At 55.3% G+C, this 20986-nt stretch carries 16 protein-coding genes and 1 pseudogene; 11 read left to right on the forward strand and 6 right to left on the reverse strand.

Annotation, left to right across the window (positions count from 1 at the left end; genetic code table 11):
• Position 1 precedes the first annotated feature (1 nt).
• The 3 genes from pheT to radC all read right to left on the reverse strand — a co-directional run bounded on the left by pheT (position 2) and on the right by radC (position 4436).
• Complete coding sequence (pheT, locus tag H7U12_RS04335) at positions 2-2416, reverse strand: phenylalanine--tRNA ligase subunit beta (RefSeq protein WP_186633475.1); 2415 nt, start codon at positions 2414-2416, stop codon at positions 2-4.
• A gap of 515 nt (positions 2417-2931) precedes the next feature.
• Positions 2932-3537, reverse strand: a complete 606-nt coding sequence (locus H7U12_RS04340; protein ID WP_186633478.1) for a DUF1684 domain-containing protein — start codon at positions 3535-3537, stop codon at positions 2932-2934.
• A 194-nt stretch (positions 3538-3731) separates the two neighbouring features.
• Positions 3732-4436, reverse strand: coding sequence for a RadC family protein (gene radC, locus H7U12_RS04345; protein WP_186633481.1), 705 nt, complete (start codon positions 4434-4436; stop codon positions 3732-3734).
• A 150-nt stretch (positions 4437-4586) separates the two neighbouring features.
• Here radC and H7U12_RS04350 point away from each other — a divergent pair, with 150 nt between their 5' ends.
• From H7U12_RS04350 to H7U12_RS04375, 6 genes and pseudogenes are all read left to right on the forward strand, one after another.
• A complete protein-coding gene (locus H7U12_RS04350; protein WP_186633484.1) occupies positions 4587-5816 on the forward strand; it encodes a metallophosphoesterase in 1230 nt (409 codons plus the stop codon).
• Between the two features lie 240 nt (positions 5817-6056).
• Entirely contained in the window at positions 6057-6872 is an 816-nt protein-coding gene (locus tag H7U12_RS04355) for a hypothetical protein (protein ID WP_186633487.1), read from the forward strand.
• Positions 6873-6950: 78 nt separating this feature from the next.
• The gene (locus H7U12_RS04360) at positions 6951-7640 is read left to right on the forward strand and encodes a carboxypeptidase-like regulatory domain-containing protein (protein WP_186633490.1); all 690 of its coding nucleotides are present in this window, start codon (positions 6951-6953) and stop codon (positions 7638-7640) included.
• Positions 7641-7726: 86 nt separating this feature from the next.
• Positions 7727-8704, forward strand: a pseudogene (locus H7U12_RS04365) (PLP-dependent cysteine synthase family protein); the annotation flags it as partial.
• Positions 8705-8856: 152 nt separating this feature from the next.
• Positions 8857-10164 carry a sensor histidine kinase gene (locus tag H7U12_RS04370; protein WP_186633497.1) on the forward strand — a complete coding sequence of 436 codons (1308 nt, stop codon included), beginning with the start codon at positions 8857-8859 and terminating at the stop codon, positions 10162-10164.
• A complete protein-coding gene (locus tag H7U12_RS04375; RefSeq protein ID WP_186633500.1) occupies positions 10161-10592 on the forward strand; it encodes a response regulator in 432 nt (143 codons plus the stop codon). The genes H7U12_RS04370 and H7U12_RS04375 overlap by 4 nt, the downstream gene beginning before the upstream one ends.
• A 137-nt stretch (positions 10593-10729) precedes the next feature.
• Here the strand turns inward: H7U12_RS04375 and H7U12_RS04380 are convergent, their stop codons facing one another.
• Positions 10730-11566: a sulfite exporter TauE/SafE family protein gene (locus tag H7U12_RS04380; protein WP_241749120.1), complete on the reverse strand. Its 837-nt coding sequence runs from the start codon at positions 11564-11566 to the stop codon at positions 10730-10732.
• A gap of 305 nt (positions 11567-11871) precedes the next feature.
• Complete coding sequence (gene ade, locus H7U12_RS04385) at positions 11872-13530, reverse strand: adenine deaminase (RefSeq protein WP_186633503.1); 1659 nt, start codon at positions 13528-13530, stop codon at positions 11872-11874.
• A 298-nt stretch (positions 13531-13828) separates the two neighbouring features.
• On the opposite strand from ade, the gene cmk reads away from it, so the two are divergent.
• The 4 genes from cmk (at position 13829) to H7U12_RS04405 (ending at position 19029) form a co-directional block, all read left to right on the forward strand.
• Complete coding sequence (gene cmk / locus H7U12_RS04390; RefSeq protein WP_186633506.1) at positions 13829-14524, forward strand: (d)CMP kinase; 696 nt, start codon at positions 13829-13831, stop codon at positions 14522-14524.
• A gap of 99 nt (positions 14525-14623) precedes the next feature.
• Entirely contained in the window at positions 14624-15517 is an 894-nt protein-coding gene (locus H7U12_RS04395) for a 4-hydroxy-3-methylbut-2-enyl diphosphate reductase (protein WP_186633509.1), read from the forward strand.
• Positions 15518-15593: 76 nt separating this feature from the next.
• Positions 15594-16136: a DUF502 domain-containing protein gene (locus H7U12_RS04400; protein ID WP_186633512.1), complete on the forward strand. Its 543-nt coding sequence runs from the start codon at positions 15594-15596 to the stop codon at positions 16134-16136.
• Positions 16137-16452: 316 nt separating this feature from the next.
• Positions 16453-19029 (forward strand): family 20 glycosylhydrolase, encoded by a 2577-nt coding sequence (locus H7U12_RS04405; protein WP_186633515.1) that lies wholly within the window; start codon positions 16453-16455, stop codon positions 19027-19029.
• Positions 19030-19284: 255 nt separating this feature from the next.
• Here the strand turns inward: H7U12_RS04405 and H7U12_RS04410 are convergent, their stop codons facing one another.
• Positions 19285-19656 (reverse strand): hypothetical protein, encoded by a 372-nt coding sequence (locus tag H7U12_RS04410; protein WP_186633518.1) that lies wholly within the window; start codon positions 19654-19656, stop codon positions 19285-19287.
• A 423-nt stretch (positions 19657-20079) separates the two neighbouring features.
• On the opposite strand from H7U12_RS04410, the gene H7U12_RS04415 reads away from it, so the two are divergent.
• Positions 20080-20892, forward strand: coding sequence for an alpha/beta fold hydrolase (locus H7U12_RS04415; RefSeq protein WP_186633521.1), 813 nt, complete (start codon positions 20080-20082; stop codon positions 20890-20892).
• Positions 20893-20986: the final 94 nt, after the last annotated feature.

Here is a 20986-nt window from a genome sequence, read left to right on the forward strand (position 1 = left end):
CTTACTTCCGGATTACGGCTCCTAGTTGGTGCTCAAACTGTTGCATCAGGCGGCTCATGGTTGAATCAATCACTTTGTCAGTAAGCGTCTGGTTCTTGTCCTGCAGGGTGAAGCTGATGGCGATGGCTTTCTTGCCGCTCTCAATCTTATCACCCTCGTAGACGTCAAACACATTCACCTCCTGAAGCAATTTCCGCTCTACCCGCTGGGCCACCTGTTTGATTTGGTCAAAAGATACGGATTTTTCCACCACCAAGGACAAGTCGCGGCGCACTTCGGGGAATTTGGAAAGCTCCTCAAACACCAGCTTGTCTTTGTAGTTGCGCAACAAATAATCCCAATTCAGCTCAGCGTACCATACGGGCTCTTTCACGTCTACCTGCTTGCACACGCTGTCTTTCAGCAAACCGATGTGGCCCAAGGTCACATCGCCTTTCTGGTAGGTCACGCCGCCCGCCAGGTACGGGTGCTGGGTAGGCTGGGTGGTGAAGTTTGGCTGACGGCATAGCGTCAGGACCTGCTGCACCTGTCCGGCCAGATCATGGAAAGAAGCCTTAGCGGTAGCCTGCTGCCAGCTCTCCGCAGCCCGGTTGCCGGTCATGAACAAGGCCAGGTAGTTGTTCTCTTTGTATTTCTCGCCGTCTTTGCGGTAGGTTTTGCCAATCTCAAACACCTTCAAATCACGCTGACGGCGATTGATGTTGTGGCGTAGCACTTCCAGTCCAGAGTACACCAGGGTCAGGCGCATGGCATCCAGGTCCTCTGAGTTGTAGTTCAGGATAGGCACCAGCTCCGCGGGCGTGTTGCCCTCGGCGTCTTTGTAGTAGTTGGAATTGGTGAGCGAGTTGGTGATGGTCTCCAGGTAGCCGTTGGCCGCCAGCGCATCCGCAATGCGCTTGGTGATCACCTCGGGGTCCGGATTCGGGAATTTGGCCAGGAAGCTGGCGGCCAGGTTCTCACTCAGGTGAATGTTGTTGTAGCCGTAGATGCGCAGGACCTCTTCCACCACATCGGCCTCACGGGTCACGTCCACTTTGTAGGGTGGAATGTCCAGCAGCAGTTCCTCCGCCGTTTCTTCGGCCACTCCAATGCCCAGATCGGTTAAGATTTCCTTGATTCTGACTTCGCCGATGTGCTGCCCGATGAGCTGGTGCACGCGGGCGTAGCTCACCCGGATCTGCGTAGGCTGCACCGGGGTTGGGTATACATCCACAATGTCGGATGACACTTCGCCGCCCGCTACTTCCTGTATCAGCAACGCTGCCCGCTTCAAAGCCGTGAGGACCATGTTGGGATCAGTGCCGCGCTCATACCGGAACGAGGAATCGGTTTTGAGGCCGTGGGTCTGGGACGTTTTCCGGATTCCGGCCGGGGCGAAGTAAGCGCTTTCCAGGAAGATGTTCTGGGTCGCCTCAGTCACGCCCGCCTGCAAACCCCCGAAGACACCGGCCAGCACCATCGGCTCCTCGGCATTGCTGATGGTCAGGTCCTCGGCGCGCAAAGTGCGCTCCTCGCTGTCCAGCGTCGTGAACTTAGCGCCTTCTGTAGCGTTTTTCACGATGATTTTACCGCCCTTGATTTTCTCGGCATCAAACGCGTGCATGGGCTGGCCCAGCTCGTGCAGCACGTAATTGGTCACGTCCACCACGTTGTTGATAGGCGACAACCCGATGGCCCGAAGGCGCTGTTGCAGCCACTTAGGCGATTCCTGCACTTTGACGCCCGAAATGCTCACGCCCGCGTAACGGGGGCAAGCTGCTGTATTCTCCACTTCCACCGAGATGGGCAGATGGGTATTGGCTACGGTGAAACCGCTTACGTCTGGCAGTTGGTACGGGGTCTTGAGCAGGGCCTGCAGATCACGGGCGACGCCCAGGTGGGAGGCGGCATCGGCGCGGTTAGGCGTCAGGCCAATCTCGAACACCTCGTCAGAAGCCAACCCGAAGTACTGGGCTGCCGGGGTTCCGTTGGGCAAATCAGTGTCCAGCACCATAATGCCGGAGTGGTCCGTGCCCAGGCCAATTTCGTCCTCGGCGCAGATCATTCCCTCAGAAACCGCACCTCTGATTTTCGATTTCTTGATCTGGAAGGGCTCGCCGCCGGCAGGGTACAAGGTCGCGCCTACCGTGGCGATGATTACTTTCTGGCCCGCGGCTACGTTGGCCGCGCCGCACACGATGTGCTTGGGCTCGCCCTCGCCGGTATCTACCGTAGTCACGCTCAGTTTGTCGGCATCAGGGTGTTTGGCACAGGTGAGCACTTCGCCGATGACCATGCCTTTGAGGCCGCCGGGCACTACGTCTACGGTTTCAATGCCTTCTACCTCCAGACCGGCATCGGTGAGGAGCTTGCCCACTTCCAGGGCGGGTTTATCTATAGCAATTAAGGTTTTCAGCCAATCCAGTGATATGCGCATGGTGTTTCTACTCAGGGTGTGACAGGTGCGGCCACGCCGCTCCTACAGCCGTTTTGCGGCTACAATTTTCAAAATTACCAAAAACTGGCAAAGATGGACGTTCTAGGTGCCTTTTTTGTGGAACGGATGGGTTGCTGCGTCAGCGGAAAAGATTTCCCAGGGAGGTAGTTTCGGGCCGTTTTCGGAAAAACAGGCTCAAAACGCAACTGGCGGAGACCCTCGTAGAACCTTCGGACACTACAAGGTTGAGGGAGGGAAGGATAGGGCGGCGGTAAGCTTGAGAAACTCCCCTCCTAAGGTAGGAGGGGTGCCCGCAGGGCGGGGTGGTGAAAATGCCGAGAACGAAGTAGCAACTGGTACTCGCTGGAGATGCGCGGTTCGCTGCTATGCAGCGAGGGGAGTCTGGAGACTCCCCGTTATCTGTAGGCACGAGTCAGAGACTCGCGCCAGCGCATCTTTGAAATGCCCTTTTATTCACTCAGGACTCAAGACTCAGCACTCAGGACTCGCCAAGTTTACTTCGCAAACGTCTGCTCGCCGGCCGGAATCTTTGCTTTCAGGCGGTTCTCGGCGGGAGGCATGGGGCAGGCGAACTCGGGGTTGTAGGCGCAGAACGGGTTGTAGGCTTTGTTGAAATCCAGTACGATGGTTTGGCCATTGGGGATGGCGTCCAGGTAGCGGCCGCCGCCGTAGGTCTCAAAGCCGTTGGTCTGGTCCGTGAAGGGGATGAACAGGGTGTCTGACACGGAGCCGGCTTTCTGGAACAAGGTAACGGTGTGGGTCTGGCCGTCCAGCTCAAAGGAGGCTTTCCCTTTCACGAAGTACGGTTCCTGGGTTCCGGTGGTCATGGGCATGGCCACAGGCTCGGCGTGTTCCTCCGGCGTGAAGTCGGCGTTGATTTCAAAGTCACGGGTGGGGGCGTAGTACTTCAGTTTGTCAAAGGCCCGGCGCATGGAGTCGGGCAGCGGAGAGCGGGTGACGCTTCTGAACGTGAGGTCCTTGTTTTCGCGGTACTTGAGAACGGCCTGGGTGTAGCTCTCGTCATTGAAGAGCAGGTCTTTCACCAGATAACCCACAATGAGCAGCACGCCAATAAGAATGATGTATTTGAATCCTTTCATGAACTAAGACGGTTGAAGCCGCGAAGTTCGGAAAGAAATCAATATGTCAGCTACTACCAGACAATAGATGTGCCGGGGTGTTTCGTTTCAGGCCTGTTTTTCAAAAAAAGGCCCCTAAACAGAAAAGCAGCCACTTCGCAGCAGCTGCCCTCCAGGTGGCATAAAAACAATCAGCAATCAACAATCAGCAATCCTTAAAGAAGGTCTTCGTCCGCGAAGCTGTAGTAGCTGCTGTCGGTGAAGATGAGGTGGTCCAGGATGGGCAGGTCCAGAACTTTGCCGGCCTCCTGCAGTTTCTTGGTGAGGGAGATGTCGGCGGCGCTGGGTTTCAGTTGGCCCGAGGGGTGGTTGTGCACCAGAATGATGGCGCTGGCCAGGTTTTCCAGGGCGTGTTTGAAGATGAGCTTGGGATCGGCCACGGTGCCGGCCACGCCGCCGCTGCTGATCTGGATCTTCTTCATAATGGTGTTGGCCCTATTGAGCAGGATGATCCAGAACTCCTCGTGCGGCAAATCCAGCAGGTGCGGCCGGATGTAGTCATAAATATCCGTGGAGCAGGTGATGCGGGTTTTCACGGCGGGGGCGGCCTCTTTGCGTCTTCGGCCCAGTTCCAGCGCGCTCACAATGGAGATGGCCTTGGCTTCGCCGATGCCTTTGTGCTTCTGCAGTTCCTTGACGGTGAGGCGGGCCAGGGCATTCAGGTCGTTGTCTACGGCGTTCAGGATGAGTTTGGCGACATCCACCGCGCTCAGGCTGGGCGTGCCTGACCCGATCAGGATGCCGATCAACTCGGCATCAGAGAGGGCGGCGCGGCCTTTGAGCAGGAGTTTCTCACGCGGGCGGTCTTCCTCGGCCCAGGATTTAATGGAAAGCGGAGCGGGAGCGTACAGGGTAGACATACGTTTTGAGGCTGCTTTAGAGAAATAAGGCTAAAATTTCCTGTACAAGTTCAATGTGCTAGAAATAGTTCACCGCTCCCTCACAATTCCACGTACATCCTTCGTTAGTTGAAATTAGCTTTGTTTTCAGACTCCGCTTTTTAAAGATATATGACCAGATTAATCATTACGTTAGTACTTGTCTTACTTATAGATATTTACGTTTTCCAGGCCGTGCGCACGGTAGCGGCCGCTTGGGCACCGGGTGCCCGCAAAGCTGCCTATGTCATTTATTGGGCTATCAGCCTGTTTACCCTGGGCACGCTGCTGCTGGCCTTGCTCACGAGGGGCACGGCGCCCAACCCTACCCGCATGCAGGTGGCCAACGTGCTGTTCATCCTGTTCATCTCCAAGGTGGTGGTGGTGCTTTTCCTGTTCCTGGATGATCTGGTGCGCCTCACCCAGTGGATCTCCAACGCGGTGCGCGGGCCCGAGCAGCCCAAATTTGACGTATCGCGGCACCGGTTCATGAGCCAGTTGGCTTTGGTGATGGGCGCGTTGCCGTTTGCGGCGCTTATCTGGGGCATGGTGAAAGGCGCGTACTCGTACCAGGTGAAGAAAGTGACCATCAAGCTCCCCAACCTGCCACCGGCCTTTGACGGTTACCGGCTCCTGCAGATCACCGACATGCACTCGGGGAGTTTCCATTCCGGCGAGCCCCTGGAGGAAGCCGTGGCCCTTATCAACAAACAGGCCGCCGATGCGGTGGTGTTTACCGGTGACCTGGTGAACAACGTGGCCTCCGAGGTAGAACCCTACATTCCTACGCTGGCCAAGATCAAGGCCCGAGACGGCGTTTTCTCCATTCTGGGCAACCATGACTACGGTGATTACGTGGCCTGGGGCAGCCGCGAGGAGAAAATCCACAACCTGAATACCCTCAAGAACCACCACCGGCAGGCGGGCTGGGACCTGCTGCTCAACGAGCACCGGGTACTGGAGCGTGACGGGCAGCAGATTGCTCTGCTGGGCGTGGAGAACTGGGGACACCGCATGAATTTCCCCAAATACGGCATCATGTCCAAGGCCTACGCCGGTACCGAGAAATACCCGGTCAAGATTCTGCTCTCGCACGACCCCTCGCACTGGGACGGGGAAGTCAACGTCAAGTACCCCGACATCGACCTGATGCTGTCTGGGCACACGCACGGCATGCAGTTCGGCGTGAACATTCCCGGCTGGAAATGGAGCCCCGTGCAGTACGTCTACAAGCAGTGGTCGGGCTTGTACCAGAAAGGCCGGCAGTACCTTTACGTGAATGTGGGGCTGGGCTTCCTTGGCTACCACGGGCGCGTGGGCTTTTTGCCGGAGATTACCGTGTTTGAGTTTAAGCGCGCCTAAAAAGCTGCGGGTTATAAATTATTTTTTTGGCGTAAGTACAAATCCTGTTTTCCGGGTGATTTCGTTAAATCGGCCGGAAAACAGGATTTTGTCGTTTTATGGCCGATTTTTGGAATGTGGGGTAAAAGTGGTGAGCTGAGTTAAGTGCAATTCAGATAAAACCTGGGGCGCAGGGCTGCGTAAAAAAGCGGGAACAAGCTAAGTCTCTTGGCATCAGATGTTCCACTTAAGAATAAGACTATGAAAAAGCAGATGTTAATGTTGATGGTGGCTGGAGCCTTGGCTTTCTCCGCTTGCCGTGAAGACGCCGGTACCTCTACTGAAACGCAGGAAAACGATAGCGATACGCCAGACAACGCCGCCGGCGAGACCAACGACTCTTCTACGGTTTACAACTACGAGCAGGAGTCGCGCGAAAGAGCCAACCGCATGTCTACCCGCATCTCCGATGACCTGAAACTGGACGCCGCCACCCAAGCCCGCATCCGGACGGTGATGTACAACCGGGCCCGCATGATGAATGAGCTGGAGACCCGCTACAGCAGCACCAACCAGAGCGCCGGTCTGGCCGCCGACAGCGGCAGCACCCTGAGCGATGACATGCTGGTGGAAGATACCGATATGATGGACAGCGGGGCCGCCGTGCAAAGCTCCGGTTCCATGGAAGTGACCGGTTACCCAGAAGATTACCCAACCCAGTACTACAGCGAGATGGAATCCATCAACTCCAACGTAGACATGGAAGTGAAAGGCTTTTTAACGCCAGAGCAGTTTAAAATGTACGAGGCCAACCGTCAGAAATACTACAGCGGCGAGGCCAAATACAAAGCCCAGGACGGTTCCAAGCTGAAAGTAGACGGTGACGAAGCCAAACTGAAGGCCGGTGACACCAAGGTGAAAAGAGACGGCGATGAATCCAAACTCAAAACCGATAACGTCAAAGTGAAGAAAGAGCCCGGTGAGTCCAAGATCAAGACCGAAAACACCAAGATCAAACGCGAAAAGGACGAAGTCAAATACAAGTCCGGAGACACTAAAATAAAAATGGAGAACTAACCGTTCTCTCAGTATCTTTGAAAGGCTTGCCCATCAGAAAGGCAGGCCTTTTTCATTGCTACTGCCCTTCTGTAATCTATGAGTAAGCGTTTCTGCTTTATATTCCTCTTTTTGATAGGCCTGCTTGGCTGGCGGGATGCGTTGGCCCAAACCTCGGGGCATAGTATCTGGGTAAGCGGTCTGGTGTTGCGGGAAGATACCAAAAAGCCCATCCCCGGCGTGTCTGTGTACCTCAAGAGCACCGGGCAGGGACTTGCCACCAATGAGCAGGGAGCGTTCAGAATCAATATCTCACCATCCGATACCGTGGTTTTCCGGGCGCTCGGGTTTCGGGAGAAACTCTACGTGCCCTCGTTGCGCAGTGTCACCGAACTGCGGGTGAATATTCTCTTGCAGGAGGAGAGTGTGCAGCTAAAAGAAGTGCGCGTGTCGCCGCTGTCGCCGGAGAAAGTAGACCGCGTGCTCCGGAACATGAAACCGCGCCCCGCGCCGCCCAAGCCCCGCATGAACGTGACGGTGCCCCGCATCATCATTCCGCCCGGGCCACCCGCACCGCCAGACCTGATCACCAGCCCCCTGAGTTTCCTGTATGAGCAGTTCTCCAAGGAAGGGAAGCAGCGTAGCCGCCTGGCCAAACTCATGGAGGAGCGCGAGCGGCAAAAAGAACTGGAGCGCATCATGATGCGGCAAGACTCCATCCGGCAGGCCCGTTTGCGGTACAACCGCTTCTTCAGAGACACCACCAGTTTCTATGATCCGCGCTGGTAGAACCGCTCTCTGTCGGGCCCATAGGTCTTAAAATTTTGGTTACCTTTGTGCCTGATTCTTAAGACTGAATAACCAAGCGATAAGGTATGTATTTCAATAATGTGATAGAGGCCATTGGTAATACACCTCTGGTGAAGCTGAACAGCGTCACGGACGGGGTGAAGGCCACGGTATTGGCGAAAGTAGAATATTTCAACCCGGGCAACTCCGTGAAAGACCGCATGGCCCTGCGCATGGTGGAAGACGCCGAAAAAGCAGGCATCCTGAAGCCGGGCGGCACCATCATTGAAGGAACCTCGGGCAATACCGGCATGGGCCTGGCGCTGGCCGCCATCGCCAAAGGCTACAAGTGCATCTTCACCATGTCTGACAAGCAGAGCGCAGAGAAGATCAACATCCTGAAAGCGGTGGGAGCCGAGGTGGTGGTGTGCCCCACCAACGTAGCCCCTGAGCACCCCGATTCCTACTATTCCGTGGCCAAGCGCCTGAACCAGGAAATCCCCAACTCGTTTTACCCCAACCAGTACGACAACCTCTCCAACACCGCCGCCCACTATGACACTAGCGGCCCCGAGATCTGGAAACAGACCGACGGTAACATCACCTGCTTCGCCTCGGGCGTGGGCACGGGCGGTACCATCTGCGGCATCTCCAAATACCTGAAAGAGCAGAACGCCGGCATCAAGGTGGTGGGCATTGACACCTACGGCTCCGTGTTCAAGAAATACAAGGAGACCGGCATCTTTGACGAGGAGGAGATCTACCCGTACGCCACTGAGGGCATCGGGGAAGACATCCTGCCCAAGAACGTGAACTTCGACCTGATTGACACCTTCATCAAGGTAACCGACAAAGACGGCGCCCTCATGACCCGCCGCCTGGCCAAGGAAGAAGGTCTGTTTGTGGGCTGGTCCTGCGGATCGGCGGTATTCGGCGCGTTGGAGTACGCCAAAGAGCACCTCACCGAGAACGATACTCTGGTGGTGGTACTGCCCGACCACGGCACCCGCTACCTGGCCAAAATCTACAACGATGACTGGATGCGGGCGCAAGGCTACCTGGACTAAGCACCCCGGTTTACCGCCTGTTTTCTGAAAATAAGCCCTAAACGGCCACCCACTGCGGGTGGCCGTTTTCTTTGGCCGTGCGCCCCGTCTGGTGTTGCCCAGGTACAGCGTTGGCTGAGCTGGGGTAACTTTGTGCGGCCCCGGCCCGTTTGAAGCAACACTATACTTTCAACATTCAGGCAGTGCTTCTCTTGCAGATCCCTTCACGTACCCTCCCCACCACCCCAGCCGATGCTCCTGTAGCAGGAGGACTGGCTCTGATGGGCGAATTTTTGATAGTGACGGCCTATGTGCTGGTAGCGGGCTTTCTGTTTTACCTGGCCTTTCGGCGGGAAGACCGCGAGCGGAAGTGGGTCATGGCTTTGTTTGGCATGATCGCTTTAATGGGCGGGGCCGTGCACGGGCTTAACTTCTGGAACTACGGCGCCGGGGGGGAGACCTTCCATATTCTGCGGCTGGTGTTTGGGGCCGTGGCCTTGGTGGGGGCTTTCCTGCTGTTCAGGGCCATTACCGGTCTCATGGCCATTCCGGGGCTCCGGCAACTGCAGAAAGCCAACGAGGAACTACAGGAGCAGCTAAAGGAACGGGAAAATGCCCAACTGGAGCTGCGTGAAGCGCACCAGGCGCTGGAAGACCGTGTGCAGCGGAGCAGTGCCCAGGCCATTACCGCCAACCGGGAACTGGAGCGGCAGATCGAGAACCGCAAACGCGCCGAAAAACAGCTCATTTCCAAAAACTACGAGTTAATCAAGAAGAACGCCGACCTGGACGACTTTGTCTACTACGCCTCGCGCGACCTGAAAGGCCCCGTGCTCAACGTGGCCGGTCTGGTGGAAGCCATCCGGGAGGAGCTGCCGCCGGGGAACCCCGAGTTCGCCCAATTGTTTGACCGTCTGGATGACTCCGTCTCCAGCATCCACCGGAAACTGAACAACCTGGCCGAGGTCAGCCGCATCCAGAAACCCGTGGAAGACGCGCAGATGAGCATGGTCTCCTTTGACCATGTCTTGCAACAGGTGAAAGAGAACCTAGCAACGGTGATCCAAGCCGCGCAGGCCCACCTGCAGGCAGATTTCTCAGCAGCGCCCGCGGTTTATTTCTCCCGAGACAATCTTTACAGTCTGCTCCTCAACCTGATCTCCAACTCCATTAAATACCGTGAGCCTCAGCGCCCTTTGCTAATTTCCCTCTCCACCAGCCTCCAGGACCAGTACCTGGTTTTGAAGGTGCAAGACAACGGCATCGGGATTGATTTGGAACAGTATGGACAACATTTGTTTTCTTTGTTCCGGCGTTTCCATGATCACGTGGAGGGCAGCGGCGTTGGATTATACATTATTAAACGCGTCATGGACAACAACCGCGGCAAAGTGGAGGTGGAAAGCGTGCCCGGAGAAGGCACCACTTTCCTGCTGTATTTTGTGAACCATGACCAAGAGACCGGACCAAGGATATGAAAAAACTGAAGGGCATCATGCTCATCGATGACGATGATACGAACAATTTCCTGAACCAGCGCTTGCTGAACCGGATGCAGATCACCGAGAAGATCAAGGAATTCCGAAACGGCAAGCAGGCGTTTGACTTTCTGTACAACATCAGTGCCGGGCATTACGAGGTAACCTCGCCGGAATACTTCAAACCTGCGCTTATTCTGCTGGACATCAACATGCCCGTCATGAACGGTTTTGAGTTCCTCTCCCTGTTTGAGAAGCTGGACGCCGATTTCCGGAAAGACATTGTGCTGGCGCTCCTTTCCACCTCTGAACACAGCCAGGACACCGAGCGGGCCGCCGCCAGCAAGATCGCTTATATCACCAAGCCCCTCACCACCCAAAAAGTACAGGACCTGCTGGATGCCCATTTCCAGAATCAGGAAGCGTGAAGAGAGAAGGCAGTGTCAAGAGTAGCGCCGTGATAAAACCTGCGCAGAAGTTTACAGGAGCGTTTTTAGGCTGGTTTTCAGAAATCAACTCCAAAACGCTCTTTCTTTTTACCGGCGATCAAGGGTGAGAAGCGGGGCTAAAACTCGTACTTGAGGAAGATGTGCACCATCACGCTCACGCCTGCCAGCATCAGGCCAATGCCAATGAGCCGTTCAGAGGATTGCTGGGTAGGGGAGCTGTTCCCTTTGATGGTTTTGCCCAGCAAGGCGCCCAGCGCGAAGGCCAGCATCAGCGGCATGCTTTTGGTCCAGTCAATGTGCCCCAGCCAGTAATGCGACGAGATCCCCGACAGGCTGGTGATGATCAGGATAAACAAGGAAGTGGAGATGGCAATCTGCGACGGGATTTTAAACGCCCTGATCATGATGGGCGTCTGCAGAAAGCCCCCGCCAATGCCAAACAACCCCGCAATGGTGCCGGTGCACAACCCGAAGAATGCCATCAGCCCCCCGTTCAGCCGATACGCCAGGTGCTTGGGATGGTTCTTCCGGATGAAGGAGGTAGGCATCCGGTTGATGCGGTACATCATGCCACGCTGGCGTTTCTGCTCCTGTTTATGGGTGGCCAGCATGTAAACCCCTACCACCAGCACAAACAGAGAAAACAAAATCTGCATCTGGAGCACTGGCATGTAGGCCACCAGAAACGCCCCGATCAACGTACCCAGCATGGCCGGAAACTGCAGCAGCGAAGCCACCACGTAGTCAATGCTTTTCTCCCGGAAATTGAAGATGGAAGACACCAGCGCCGCCGGAAGCAGCGCCGTCATGGCCGTGCCAATAGCCAGCTCAATGGGGTACTGAAAGAACATGATCAGGATGGGAACCATGAACACCCCGCCGCCAAAACCAACCATGGTCCCGAAGGCGCTGACCATAATCCCCACCGCAAAAAGGAGTATATCTGTTACCAAGCCGTGTTTTCAGTAAGGATCATGTCAGAAAATGAAGAGCTGTTCAGGTAAAGGCGAACCCTTGCTGCTGCAGCGGGTTGCCGTTGGTGTTATACAAAGAAGCTTCTACCGCTTACTGCCCCGCAGAGGGATTGGTTGCTGACTCAAAAGCAAAAACTTTGCCAGTGGCAGTTCACATAAGAGGACTTCCCGAGGCGCAAAAGTCGTAAATTCTCGGTTCAACCCGTTTAGGGCTTCTTTCAGCTTCTTCCCCGGCGGGTTCTTTTCGGAAAGCCCGCCGGGGAAGGGGAAGTTTCAGTGCCGAATTATTTTCCGGTGAGGGTTTTGCTCGCTACATCCACAAACTGGAAATGCTGCCCGTCAAACAAGCCTTTGTCGCTGAGCTTTAAGGCGGGAATTACCAAAAGGGCCATAAACGACAAGGTCATGAACGGCGAGGTGAGGGTGCTGCCCAGCTCTTTGGCAGAACGGTCCAGTTTAGCGTACTGCTCGGCTACCCAATAGCCATCCTCCGGCGACATGATCCCGGCCACGGGCAGCGGAAGAACCATTTCCTGATCTCCGTTTACCGTTGATATGCCGCCTTTGGCTTCTATGAGCAGGTTCACGGCGCGGCACAGGCTGTCATCGTCTACGCCCACGGCAATGATGTTGTGGGAGTCATGCCCCACGCTGGAGGCAATGGCGCCGCGCTTCAGCCCGAAGTTCTTGATGAAGGCCAGGGCGGGCTCGGCGTTCTGGTAGCGGTTCACCACGGTCATCTTCAGAATATCCTGGGCCACGTCGCTTACAATTTGGCCGTCTTCCACTTTGGGGTCCAGTAGCAGCATTCCGGTGACCAGTTGCCCGTCATACGGCTCAATAACCCTGATCTTTACGGCTTCCTGCGCCGGGAACCGGAACTGTTGCGGGCTTTTAGCCTCCGCATGGAAATTGTTGACGATCTCGCTGGGCGTGAATTCAATCTTGCTCTGCCCGTTCTCTGCTACCAACTTGCCGTTGATGTAGGTTCTGAGCACCTTGAAGTTCTCCGGGTTGTCAATCACGATAAAATCGGCGGGATCTTTCTCTTGGAGCAGGCCTACTTCCAGTTTGTAGTGCTGCACCGGATTCACGCAGGCGGCCTGTAGCACGTGGAACAAATCATGCCCTTTGGCCAGTGACCGTTTCACCAGCTCATTGATGTGGCTTTCCACCAGGTTGTCGGGGTGCTTGTCATCGGAGCAGAACATGATTTTGTCCGGGTACTGGGCCAGCAGTTCTATCAGGGCTTCAAAGTTCTTCGCGGCGCTGCCTTCCCGGATCAGGATTTTCATGCCGGCGGCTATTTTGTCCAGGGCTTCCTCGGCGGTGAAACACTCGTGGTCGGTGGTCATGCCGGCGGCAGCGTAGGCCTGGGCTTCGGCACCCCGCAGGCCGGGCGCGTGGCCGTCTACCTGCTTATCGAATTTCTGGGCCAGGGTGATTTTCTGCATCACCAGATCATCGCCGTTCAGGACGCCGGGCCAGTTCATCATCTCGGCCAGGTACTTCACCTCGGGCCGCAGGAAAAGTTCTTCAATGTCCTCGGGGGTGATTTCGGCCCCGGCGGTTTCAAAAGGCGTGGCGGGCACGCAGGAAGGCGCCCCGAAGTAAAACTTGAACGGCACTTTTTTGGCATTGTCCAGCATGTACTCCACGCCTTTCAGCCCCAGTACGTTGCCAATCTCGTGCGGGTCTGAGACGGTGGCCACCGTGCCGTGCGGCACCGCCAGGCGCGCGAACTCAGAGGGCACCAGCATGGAGCTTTCCACGTGCACGTGCGCATCAATGAACCCCGGTAAAATATAGTGTGTTTCGGTGACAGGTTCCCGGATGATGCTGGTAATCTGGCCATCCATGATCTCCAGGGTGCCCTGGTAGATTTCCCGGTGCAGCACATCTATGATGTTGCCGCTCAATTTGTAGAATCTGGATGTAGCCATGGTATGTTTTTGAGGAGTTTTCAGAAAAATGACCGGGAAACAGAGGGGCCCGTAAAAACCCGTAGTGGTTCCGGCAGAATACGTATATCTTTGCAGTCAAAGTTAACGGTTTTGAGAAAGATTTTTTCCCTAGGGTTGCTGTGGTGCTTGCTGCTGGGGGCGGTAAGCCCGGCCTGTACGCGCAAGTCCACTTCGCTGAGCAAGAAAACCAAGAGTTTTCAGCGCCATCAGCGCTCGGGCAAGGGAATTCCCTGTCCCACCAAAGATTGCTAATGACTATTCACCCTAAGGCACTGGTATGAAGAAGATTGTAGTAGCCCTGGACGGGCACTCTTCGTGCGGTAAAAGCACCACCGCCAAGCAAGTGGCACAAGAACTAGGCTACGCGTACATAGACACCGGTGCCATGTACCGGGCCGTCACCCTTTATTTTCTGGAGCATTACGTAGACCTCACCAACCCTAAAAAGGTGCAGGAAGCGTTGAATAATATCGAAGTCACCTTCCACCGGAACCTGAAAACGGGCCGCAACGAGGTGTTCCTGAATGGCCTCAACGTAGAGGACGAGATCCGGAAGATGTACATCTCAGACAAGGTGAGCGAGGTGAGCGTACTGCCCGCCGTACGCCATGCCATGGTGGCCGAGCAGAAGAAAATGGGCAAGCGCCGCGGCATTGTGATGGATGGCCGTGACATTGGTACCGCCGTTTTCCCCGATGCCGAGGTGAAAGTCTTCATGACCGCCGATGTGGAGATCAGGGCCCGCCGCCGACAGCAGGAGCTGTTTGAGAAAAAACAGCTGGTGCCGTTCGATGAGATTGTGGAGAACCTGAAAAAGCGCGACCACATTGACTCTACCCGGGCTGAAAGCCCGCTGAAAATGGCCGATGACGCGCACCTGCTGGATACTTCCCACATCACCGTTGATGAGCAGGTGGATTTTGTCTTGGATTTAGTGGCCTCGGCGTTGCTGCAAAAAGAACTTGCCCAGTAAACCGGTTGTTAGAAGAAGAGAGCTGGCAGGCACTATGCATCAGAAACTATCTCTTACTTTTTGTCTTGCTACTTGTGTCTTGATACTTGAGTCGAAAAAATGAACGTAACCATTGACAAAAATTCGGGCTACTGTTTTGGGGTAGAGTTCGCCATTCAGATGGCGGAAGATGAGTTGGAAGAAGTAGCAGAGTTGTACTGCCTGGGTGACATTGTGCACAACAGCATGGAAGTACAGCGTTTATATAACAAAGGCCTGCGCATCATTGACCGGGAGCAGCTACAGGAACTCCACGACTGCAAAGTGCTCATCAGAGCCCACGGCGAACCGCCCGAGACCTATGAGACCGCCCTGCGCAACAACCTGGAGCTGATTGACGCCTCCTGCCCGGTGGTGCTCAAACTGCAGAACCGCGTGAAGCACGCCTATGACTCCATCAAAGCCCACAACGGCCAGATCGTTTTGTACGGCCAGCAAGGCCACGCCGAGGTGATTGGCCTGGCGGGCCAGACCGGCAATGAGGCCATTGTCATCACCACCGAGGAAGACCTGGACCAACTGGATTATACCCGGCCCATCACGCTGTTCAGCCAGACCACCAAAAGCACCAAAGGTTTCTACCGCATGAAGGAACTCATTGAGGAGCGGGTAGCGGCGGTGAAAGCCTCCGGCTTAGAGGTGTTTGACCTGGATGCGAATGACAGCATCTGCCGCCAGGTGTCTAACCGCGAGCCGCAACTGGACAAATTCGCGCAGCACCATGACGTGGTCATCTTTGTGAGCGGTAAGAAAAGCTCCAACGGCAAAGCTTTGTACGCAGTCTGCCAGCGGGTGAACCCCAGAAGCTATTTCGTGGAGAACGCCGAGGAACTAGACATGGCCTGGTTCAAAGACGCCACCTCCGTGGGCATCTGCGGCGCCACTTCCACGCCCATGTGGTTGATGCAGCAAGTAGCCGAGGCCATTCAGGCCCAGCACCCGGTGACGGTATAATTCGCACAACAAAATATTAGAGATTCAGTATATTTAAAAGCCCCGGAGACGGGGCTTTTTTACTATTTTCCTGTGTATGAAAAAAATCTTACGGTATTTCCTCAACGGTTTCCTGATTGTAGCGCCCATCTCGTTGACCATCTACATCATTGTGGCCACTATTAATTGGCTAGATGAGCTGTTCTGGTTGAGATACCCGGGTGTAGGGTTGCTGCTGATTGTGATGCTGGTCACGCTAGTGGGGTTTATCGGTTCCTCTTTCCTGGTGAAACCTTTCTTTGTGCTCACCGAGCGCATCATGAGCCGTCTGCCGCTGGTGAACATGATCTACTCTTCGCTCAAAGACCTCTTTGACGCGTTTGTGGGCGAAAACCAGAAGTTCAACCAACCGGTGCTGGTGAAAATGACGCAGTTCAATGATACCTACAAACTGGGTTTCGTGACGCAGTTATCCATGGAGGCCGTGAACATGCCAGATAAAGTGGCCGTGTATTTCCCGCACTCCTATAACTTTTCCGGGGAGTTGTTCCTGGTGGCCCGCGAGAACGTCACCTACCTGGAGATCCCTAGCAGTGAGGTCATGAAGTTTGTGGTGTCCGGCGGCGTATCCAAAATATAAAGGCTATTCGTTTACCCAATCCGTTTTAGGCCTGTTTTCCTGATTCTGGCCCTGGAACGCGCCAGCTGATAAAGCCGTTTTCCGCCTTGTTTTCTTAAAACAAGGCCGAAAGCGGCTTCTGCTTTTTAGCAGCACAAAGGGAGCCGGAACCGGGCTCAAACCTGGGAGAGCCGTTGCCCGCCACCATCCAAAAGCAGAAAAGTCGGCTGGGAATCCTATATTTAGCCGATCAAACCTTTGGCTGGCGCACAATCTTTGGAACGGCGTTTGTTCTTTTACTCCGGTTGCGTGGCCTCTGACTTAAAATTTCCCCTACATGAACCACTTCTTTGTTTTTCTGCTGAGCTCTCTTTCCATCTGCTCCCCCGCGCAAACTCCGCCCCAGGAAAAGACATCCCCAAACCGTACTGTTCAAACGGCCCAGCAGCCGCTTCGCCTGTCCTGGGAAGTCTTGGAAGAGAAACATCAGGGGAAGAACCAGACGCTTTCGGTGTTCACGATCAAGAATGCGGGTACCACCTCTTTGCCGGCCACCGGCTGGAGTCTGTACTTCCATAGCACGCCTTCGTTTAAGCCCACAGATGCGAACGCACCGGTGAAAACGGAGTCCATTAACGGCGATTTCCTCCGGATGGTGCCGACTGCTGCCTTCAAAGAGCTGGCTCCTGGCGCATCGCAGCGCATTGAGTTTGTCGCTGCCGGGCAGATTGTGAACGAGTCCAGAGCGCCCCGGGGCTTTTACCTGGTCTGGGACAAAGAACCTTCCAAAGGCCACACCATCGCAGATGTCCAGATCATCAAACCCGCCAGGAACATGGTGGGCTGGATTGAATCCAAAGACATTTACGTCCAGAACAGCGCCATTCAGGAGGTGGCCACCGAGAAACTCACCAAGGTGTTCCCTACGCCCGCGCAGTACAAAGAGACGGAGCAGCCTTTCGTGCTGACGGCTGCGGTGCCGGTGGTGACTGACAAAGCTTTCCAGAACGAGGCTGCTTTGCTGGCCGCACATTTGGGCACCATCTTCAGCGCCAAACCCGAGGTGAAGACCTCCGGAACCGGCAAAGCCATCCGGCTACAGAAGAAAAACGGGATGGGCCCTGAGGCCTATGAACTGCAGGTGACCTCGCAGGAGATTATTATCTCGGCCACTACGCCGGCCGGGGCTTTCTATGGCACGCAGTCATTGAAGACCCTAGTGCCGCCCGCGGCCTTGGCGAGCAAGCAGACCTCGGTGACGGTGCCCGGCGTGCAGGTGAAAGACGCGCCCCGGTTCGGGCATCGGGCGTTCATGCTGGACGTGGCCCGGAATTTCCACAAGAAAGAGCAAGTGCTGCGGGTGCTGGACATGATGGCCCTGTACAAGCTGAACGTCTTCCATTTCCACCTGAACGATGACGAGGGCTGGCGCGTTGAGATTCCGGGTTTGCCGGAGCTGACGCAGGTAGGTGGCCGCCGAGGGCATACCGTGGACGAGAAGAACTTCCTGCGCCCCGCCTATGGCTCTGGCCCGGAGGTGGACCAATCCAGCGGCAGCGGCTTCTACACCAAAGCTGATTTCGTGGAGATTCTGAAGTACGCCAAGGCGCGTCACATCAAGGTCATCCCCGAGGTGGAGACGCCCGGCCACGCCCGCGCCGCCATCAAATCTATGGATGCCCGTTACGACCGCCTGATGAAGGAAGGCAAAAAAGCCGAGGCTGAACAATACCTGCTCCGCGACCTGAACGATAAATCAGTGTACCGGTCGGTGCAGTATTTCAATGACAACGTGATCAACGTGGCCTTGCCATCGGCTTACCGTTTCCTGGAGAAAGTGACCGATGAGTTGCTGGCCATGTACAAAGAAGCCGGAGCGCCTATCCAGACCATCCACTTCGGCGGAGACGAGGTGCCCAACGGCGTGTGGGAAAAATCGCCGGAGGTGCAGAAACTGATGGCCAGCAACCCCAGCCTGAAGAACATAGATGACCTGTGGTACTACTTTTTCGGGAAGTTGAACACCATGCTGGAGAAACGGAAGCTCTACCTGTCGGGTTGGGAGGAAATCGGGCTGAGCAAGGTGCGCACCAACGGTCGCCTGAGCTATGTGGCCAACCCGCAGTTTGTGAAGGAGAATTTCCACGTGGATGTCTGGAACAACCAGGGCGCTAACCTGGATTTGCCGTACCGCATGGCCAACGCCGGCTACAAAGTGGTGCTCACCAACGTGTCGCATTTTTACCTGGATCTGGCTTACCAGAAGGAGTACGATGAAAAAGGCCTGTACTGGGGCGGTTTCCTGGATGTGGACAAGCCCTTCTATTTCATTCCCTATGATTACATGAAGAGCATCCGGGTAAACGATGACAACAAACCGCTGACCAATACCGCGGCCTTCGCGGGGAAAGAGCAACTGAAGCCCGCCGCCCGCGGCAACATTGTGGGGCTGCAGGCACCGCTCTGGAGCGAGACCATCACCTCCCCGGATCGGTTGGAGTACATGCTGTTGCCTAAGCTCCTGGGCCTCGCGGAACGAGCCTGGGCACCAGACCCGGTCTGGGCTACCAACCCAGAATCAGGGCAGAGCAAAGCCGCGTACCAGCAGGCCTGGTCTGAATTTGTGAACGTGCTGGGCAAACGCGAGCTGCCGCGCCTGAGCTATTATGCCGGAGGGTTCGGTTACCGCATCCCGCCGGTGGGCGCGCAGGTGCAGGACGGCAAAGTACTGGCCAACGTGCAGTTCCCGGGCATGACCATCCGGTACACCACCGACGGGTCAGAGCCTACCGCCACCAGCAAAGTCTATTCTGGGCCTGTTTTGGAAAAAGGAACCATAAAACTGGCCACCTTTGACGCCGCGGGCCGGGCCAGTAGAGTGACCACGGTAGAGAATAGACAGATTCCCCAGTAGGCTCTGGAATGGCAGATGCGGTGAAACCGGAGGGGCTTTCCTTCTATCAGAAAATACTCTTGGGGATAAGTGTAGGCTTGTATGCCGTCTCTTGTAATCGACTATCCCTGGGCTCATCCCGCAGATATGAACGCTGGGTGCAACTCCGGAGAGAAGGAATTTGCAACGGCGTTTTGGGGCTCTGTTTGGATAAAGGGGCTTAAAACAAAAAAGCCCCTCCGGGTGGGAGAGGCTTTCTGGCGGTTAGGAGAGGAATTAGTTATTGACTGATTTTTCTACGGCTCTGGCTGCTTTCTTGGCTTGTTTGTCGGCGTTGGCTCTGTTCCGTTGGGCTTTGGTCTCCATTCTGGAAGCTTGTTTGGCTTCTTTAGCAGCGTTGGAGGCATCTTTCTCGATCCGGTCGGCTTCCTTGGAGTTCTTTTTAGCGGTTTTCGCGTCAGACTGAGCGGCTTTCTTTTGGCTGTCTAAGTCAGACAGCCGCTTTTTGTCGCCCTGCGCTCTCTCTTTCAGAGAGTCCTGCTCCAGTTTCTGTTCCTGCTCGTTTTCGGTGGTTTGGGCAAAGGCCTGCGCCGCGAAAAAGGTGAACAGGCCCGTTAATAAGGTGAATAGTAAGTTCTTGGTTTTCATATATTTAGTTCGTTAGTTCTGTCTTTGGCTATACGGCTTCTCAGGTAAAACAACCGGATATATTTCTATATAGATATGCATTTGTTGACGAAGGCGGAAACGAATGGTAAATGCGGGCGGTTCTCAGGCGATAATCCGCCGAAATTAGAATTATTAGCTTGATTTCAAATAGCTTGGTCTCCGATGGCGGGTCTAGGTTCTGAGACATGAAATCCATTTCAGCCTGTTCCTCAGAATACTATTCCAGTACCTGGGATCTGACTCCTTACATCAGTTGTTTCACTCGTCATCGGGGGGTTTACGAAGGGCAAACGTGCGATCTACTGTTCGTTTGCGCCCCCTTTGTGAAAATGCCGTAGAAACCCAGAAGCCAGGCTACCTGCTTCTTTTCTGAATCAACCACCCGAAACCGTTCCAGAATCTGTGCCATTCATCCAGATAAAATCCTCCAAGCTGCATTACCGGGTCATGGGCCACGGCCCCAAGGCGCTGCTGGCGTTCCACGGGTACGGGCAGGAAGGGCATTACTATGACGCCATGGCCCGCACTTTGCAGCCAGAGTACACGGTGTTTTCCATCGATCTGTTTTTTCACGGCAAGAGCACGTTGAGCAAAGCCGATCAGCCGCTCTCCAAAAAGAAACTGCAGGCGTTCATCCAGGGGCTGTTGGAGAAAGAGCACATCGGGCGGTTCTCAGTGATGGCGTTCAGCATGGGCGGCAAGTTCGCGCTTACGGTGCTGGAGAAGTTCCACGGCCAAATGGAGGAACTGTACCTCATTGCCCCAGACGGCATCAAAACGCACCTGCTTTACAGCATTGCCACGTACCCCGGCTGGCTGCAGGGTTTGTTCAAGCGCATTGTGCTGCGGCCCACGCGGTTTTTTCAGACGCTCACCTGGCTGCAGCAGAAACGCTGGGTAGACCCCAGCCTGGTGAAGTTCGCCAATTGGCAGATGGACTCGCCCCAGAAGCGCCTGCGAGTGTACCGCAGCTGGACCGGCTTCAGCAAGCTGACCTTTGATACCCGCCAGATTGTGGCGCTCCTGAACCAGAGCAACATTGAAGTGAACATCTTCCTGGGCAAGTATGACCAGATTATTTCCCAGAAGCGCCTGCAGGTTTTTCTGAACGCCCTCCGGCGGCACAACCTGGTGGTCTTACAGACCGGGCACACCAACCTGCTCTACAGCGTGGCCACCTGGTTGCGGAACCACCCCGCCAAGACAGCGAACTGAAATTCTTTGCGTATACACCTCTGGAGGAGAATTCCGTTTTTCGCTTACTTTTGTCAAAAGTGGCCAGAAACGGAAGCTACGGCTCTGTTTTCCT

The organism is Rufibacter sediminis (assembly GCF_014269285.1).
In the GTDB taxonomy this organism is placed as follows: Bacteria; Bacteroidota; Bacteroidia; order Cytophagales; family Hymenobacteraceae; genus Nibribacter; species Nibribacter sediminis.

What these genes read in the sequence shown, in the direction of transcription:
- pheT (WP_186633475.1), bottom strand. Translation starts at nt 2,416, where the DNA reads ATGCGCATATCACTGGATTGGCTGAAAACCTTAATTGCTATAGATAAA.
- H7U12_RS04340 (WP_186633478.1), bottom strand. Translation starts at nt 3,537, where the DNA reads ATGAAAGGATTCAAATACATCATTCTTATTGGCGTGCTGCTCATTGTG.
- radC (WP_186633481.1), bottom strand. Translation starts at nt 4,436, where the DNA reads ATGTCTACCCTGTACGCTCCCGCTCCGCTTTCCATTAAATCCTGGGCC.
- H7U12_RS04350 (WP_186633484.1), top strand. Translation starts at nt 4,587, where the DNA reads ATGACCAGATTAATCATTACGTTAGTACTTGTCTTACTTATAGATATT.
- H7U12_RS04355 (WP_186633487.1), top strand. Translation starts at nt 6,057, where the DNA reads ATGAAAAAGCAGATGTTAATGTTGATGGTGGCTGGAGCCTTGGCTTTC.
- H7U12_RS04360 (WP_186633490.1), top strand. Translation starts at nt 6,951, where the DNA reads ATGAGTAAGCGTTTCTGCTTTATATTCCTCTTTTTGATAGGCCTGCTT.
- H7U12_RS04375 (WP_186633500.1), top strand. Translation starts at nt 10,161, where the DNA reads ATGAAAAAACTGAAGGGCATCATGCTCATCGATGACGATGATACGAAC.
- ade (WP_186633503.1), bottom strand. Translation starts at nt 13,530, where the DNA reads ATGGCTACATCCAGATTCTACAAATTGAGCGGCAACATCATAGATGTG.
- cmk (WP_186633506.1), top strand. Translation starts at nt 13,829, where the DNA reads ATGAAGAAGATTGTAGTAGCCCTGGACGGGCACTCTTCGTGCGGTAAA.
- H7U12_RS04395 (WP_186633509.1), top strand. Translation starts at nt 14,624, where the DNA reads ATGAACGTAACCATTGACAAAAATTCGGGCTACTGTTTTGGGGTAGAG.
- H7U12_RS04400 (WP_186633512.1), top strand. Translation starts at nt 15,594, where the DNA reads ATGAAAAAAATCTTACGGTATTTCCTCAACGGTTTCCTGATTGTAGCG.
- H7U12_RS04405 (WP_186633515.1), top strand. Translation starts at nt 16,453, where the DNA reads ATGAACCACTTCTTTGTTTTTCTGCTGAGCTCTCTTTCCATCTGCTCC.
- H7U12_RS04410 (WP_186633518.1), bottom strand. Translation starts at nt 19,656, where the DNA reads ATGAAAACCAAGAACTTACTATTCACCTTATTAACGGGCCTGTTCACC.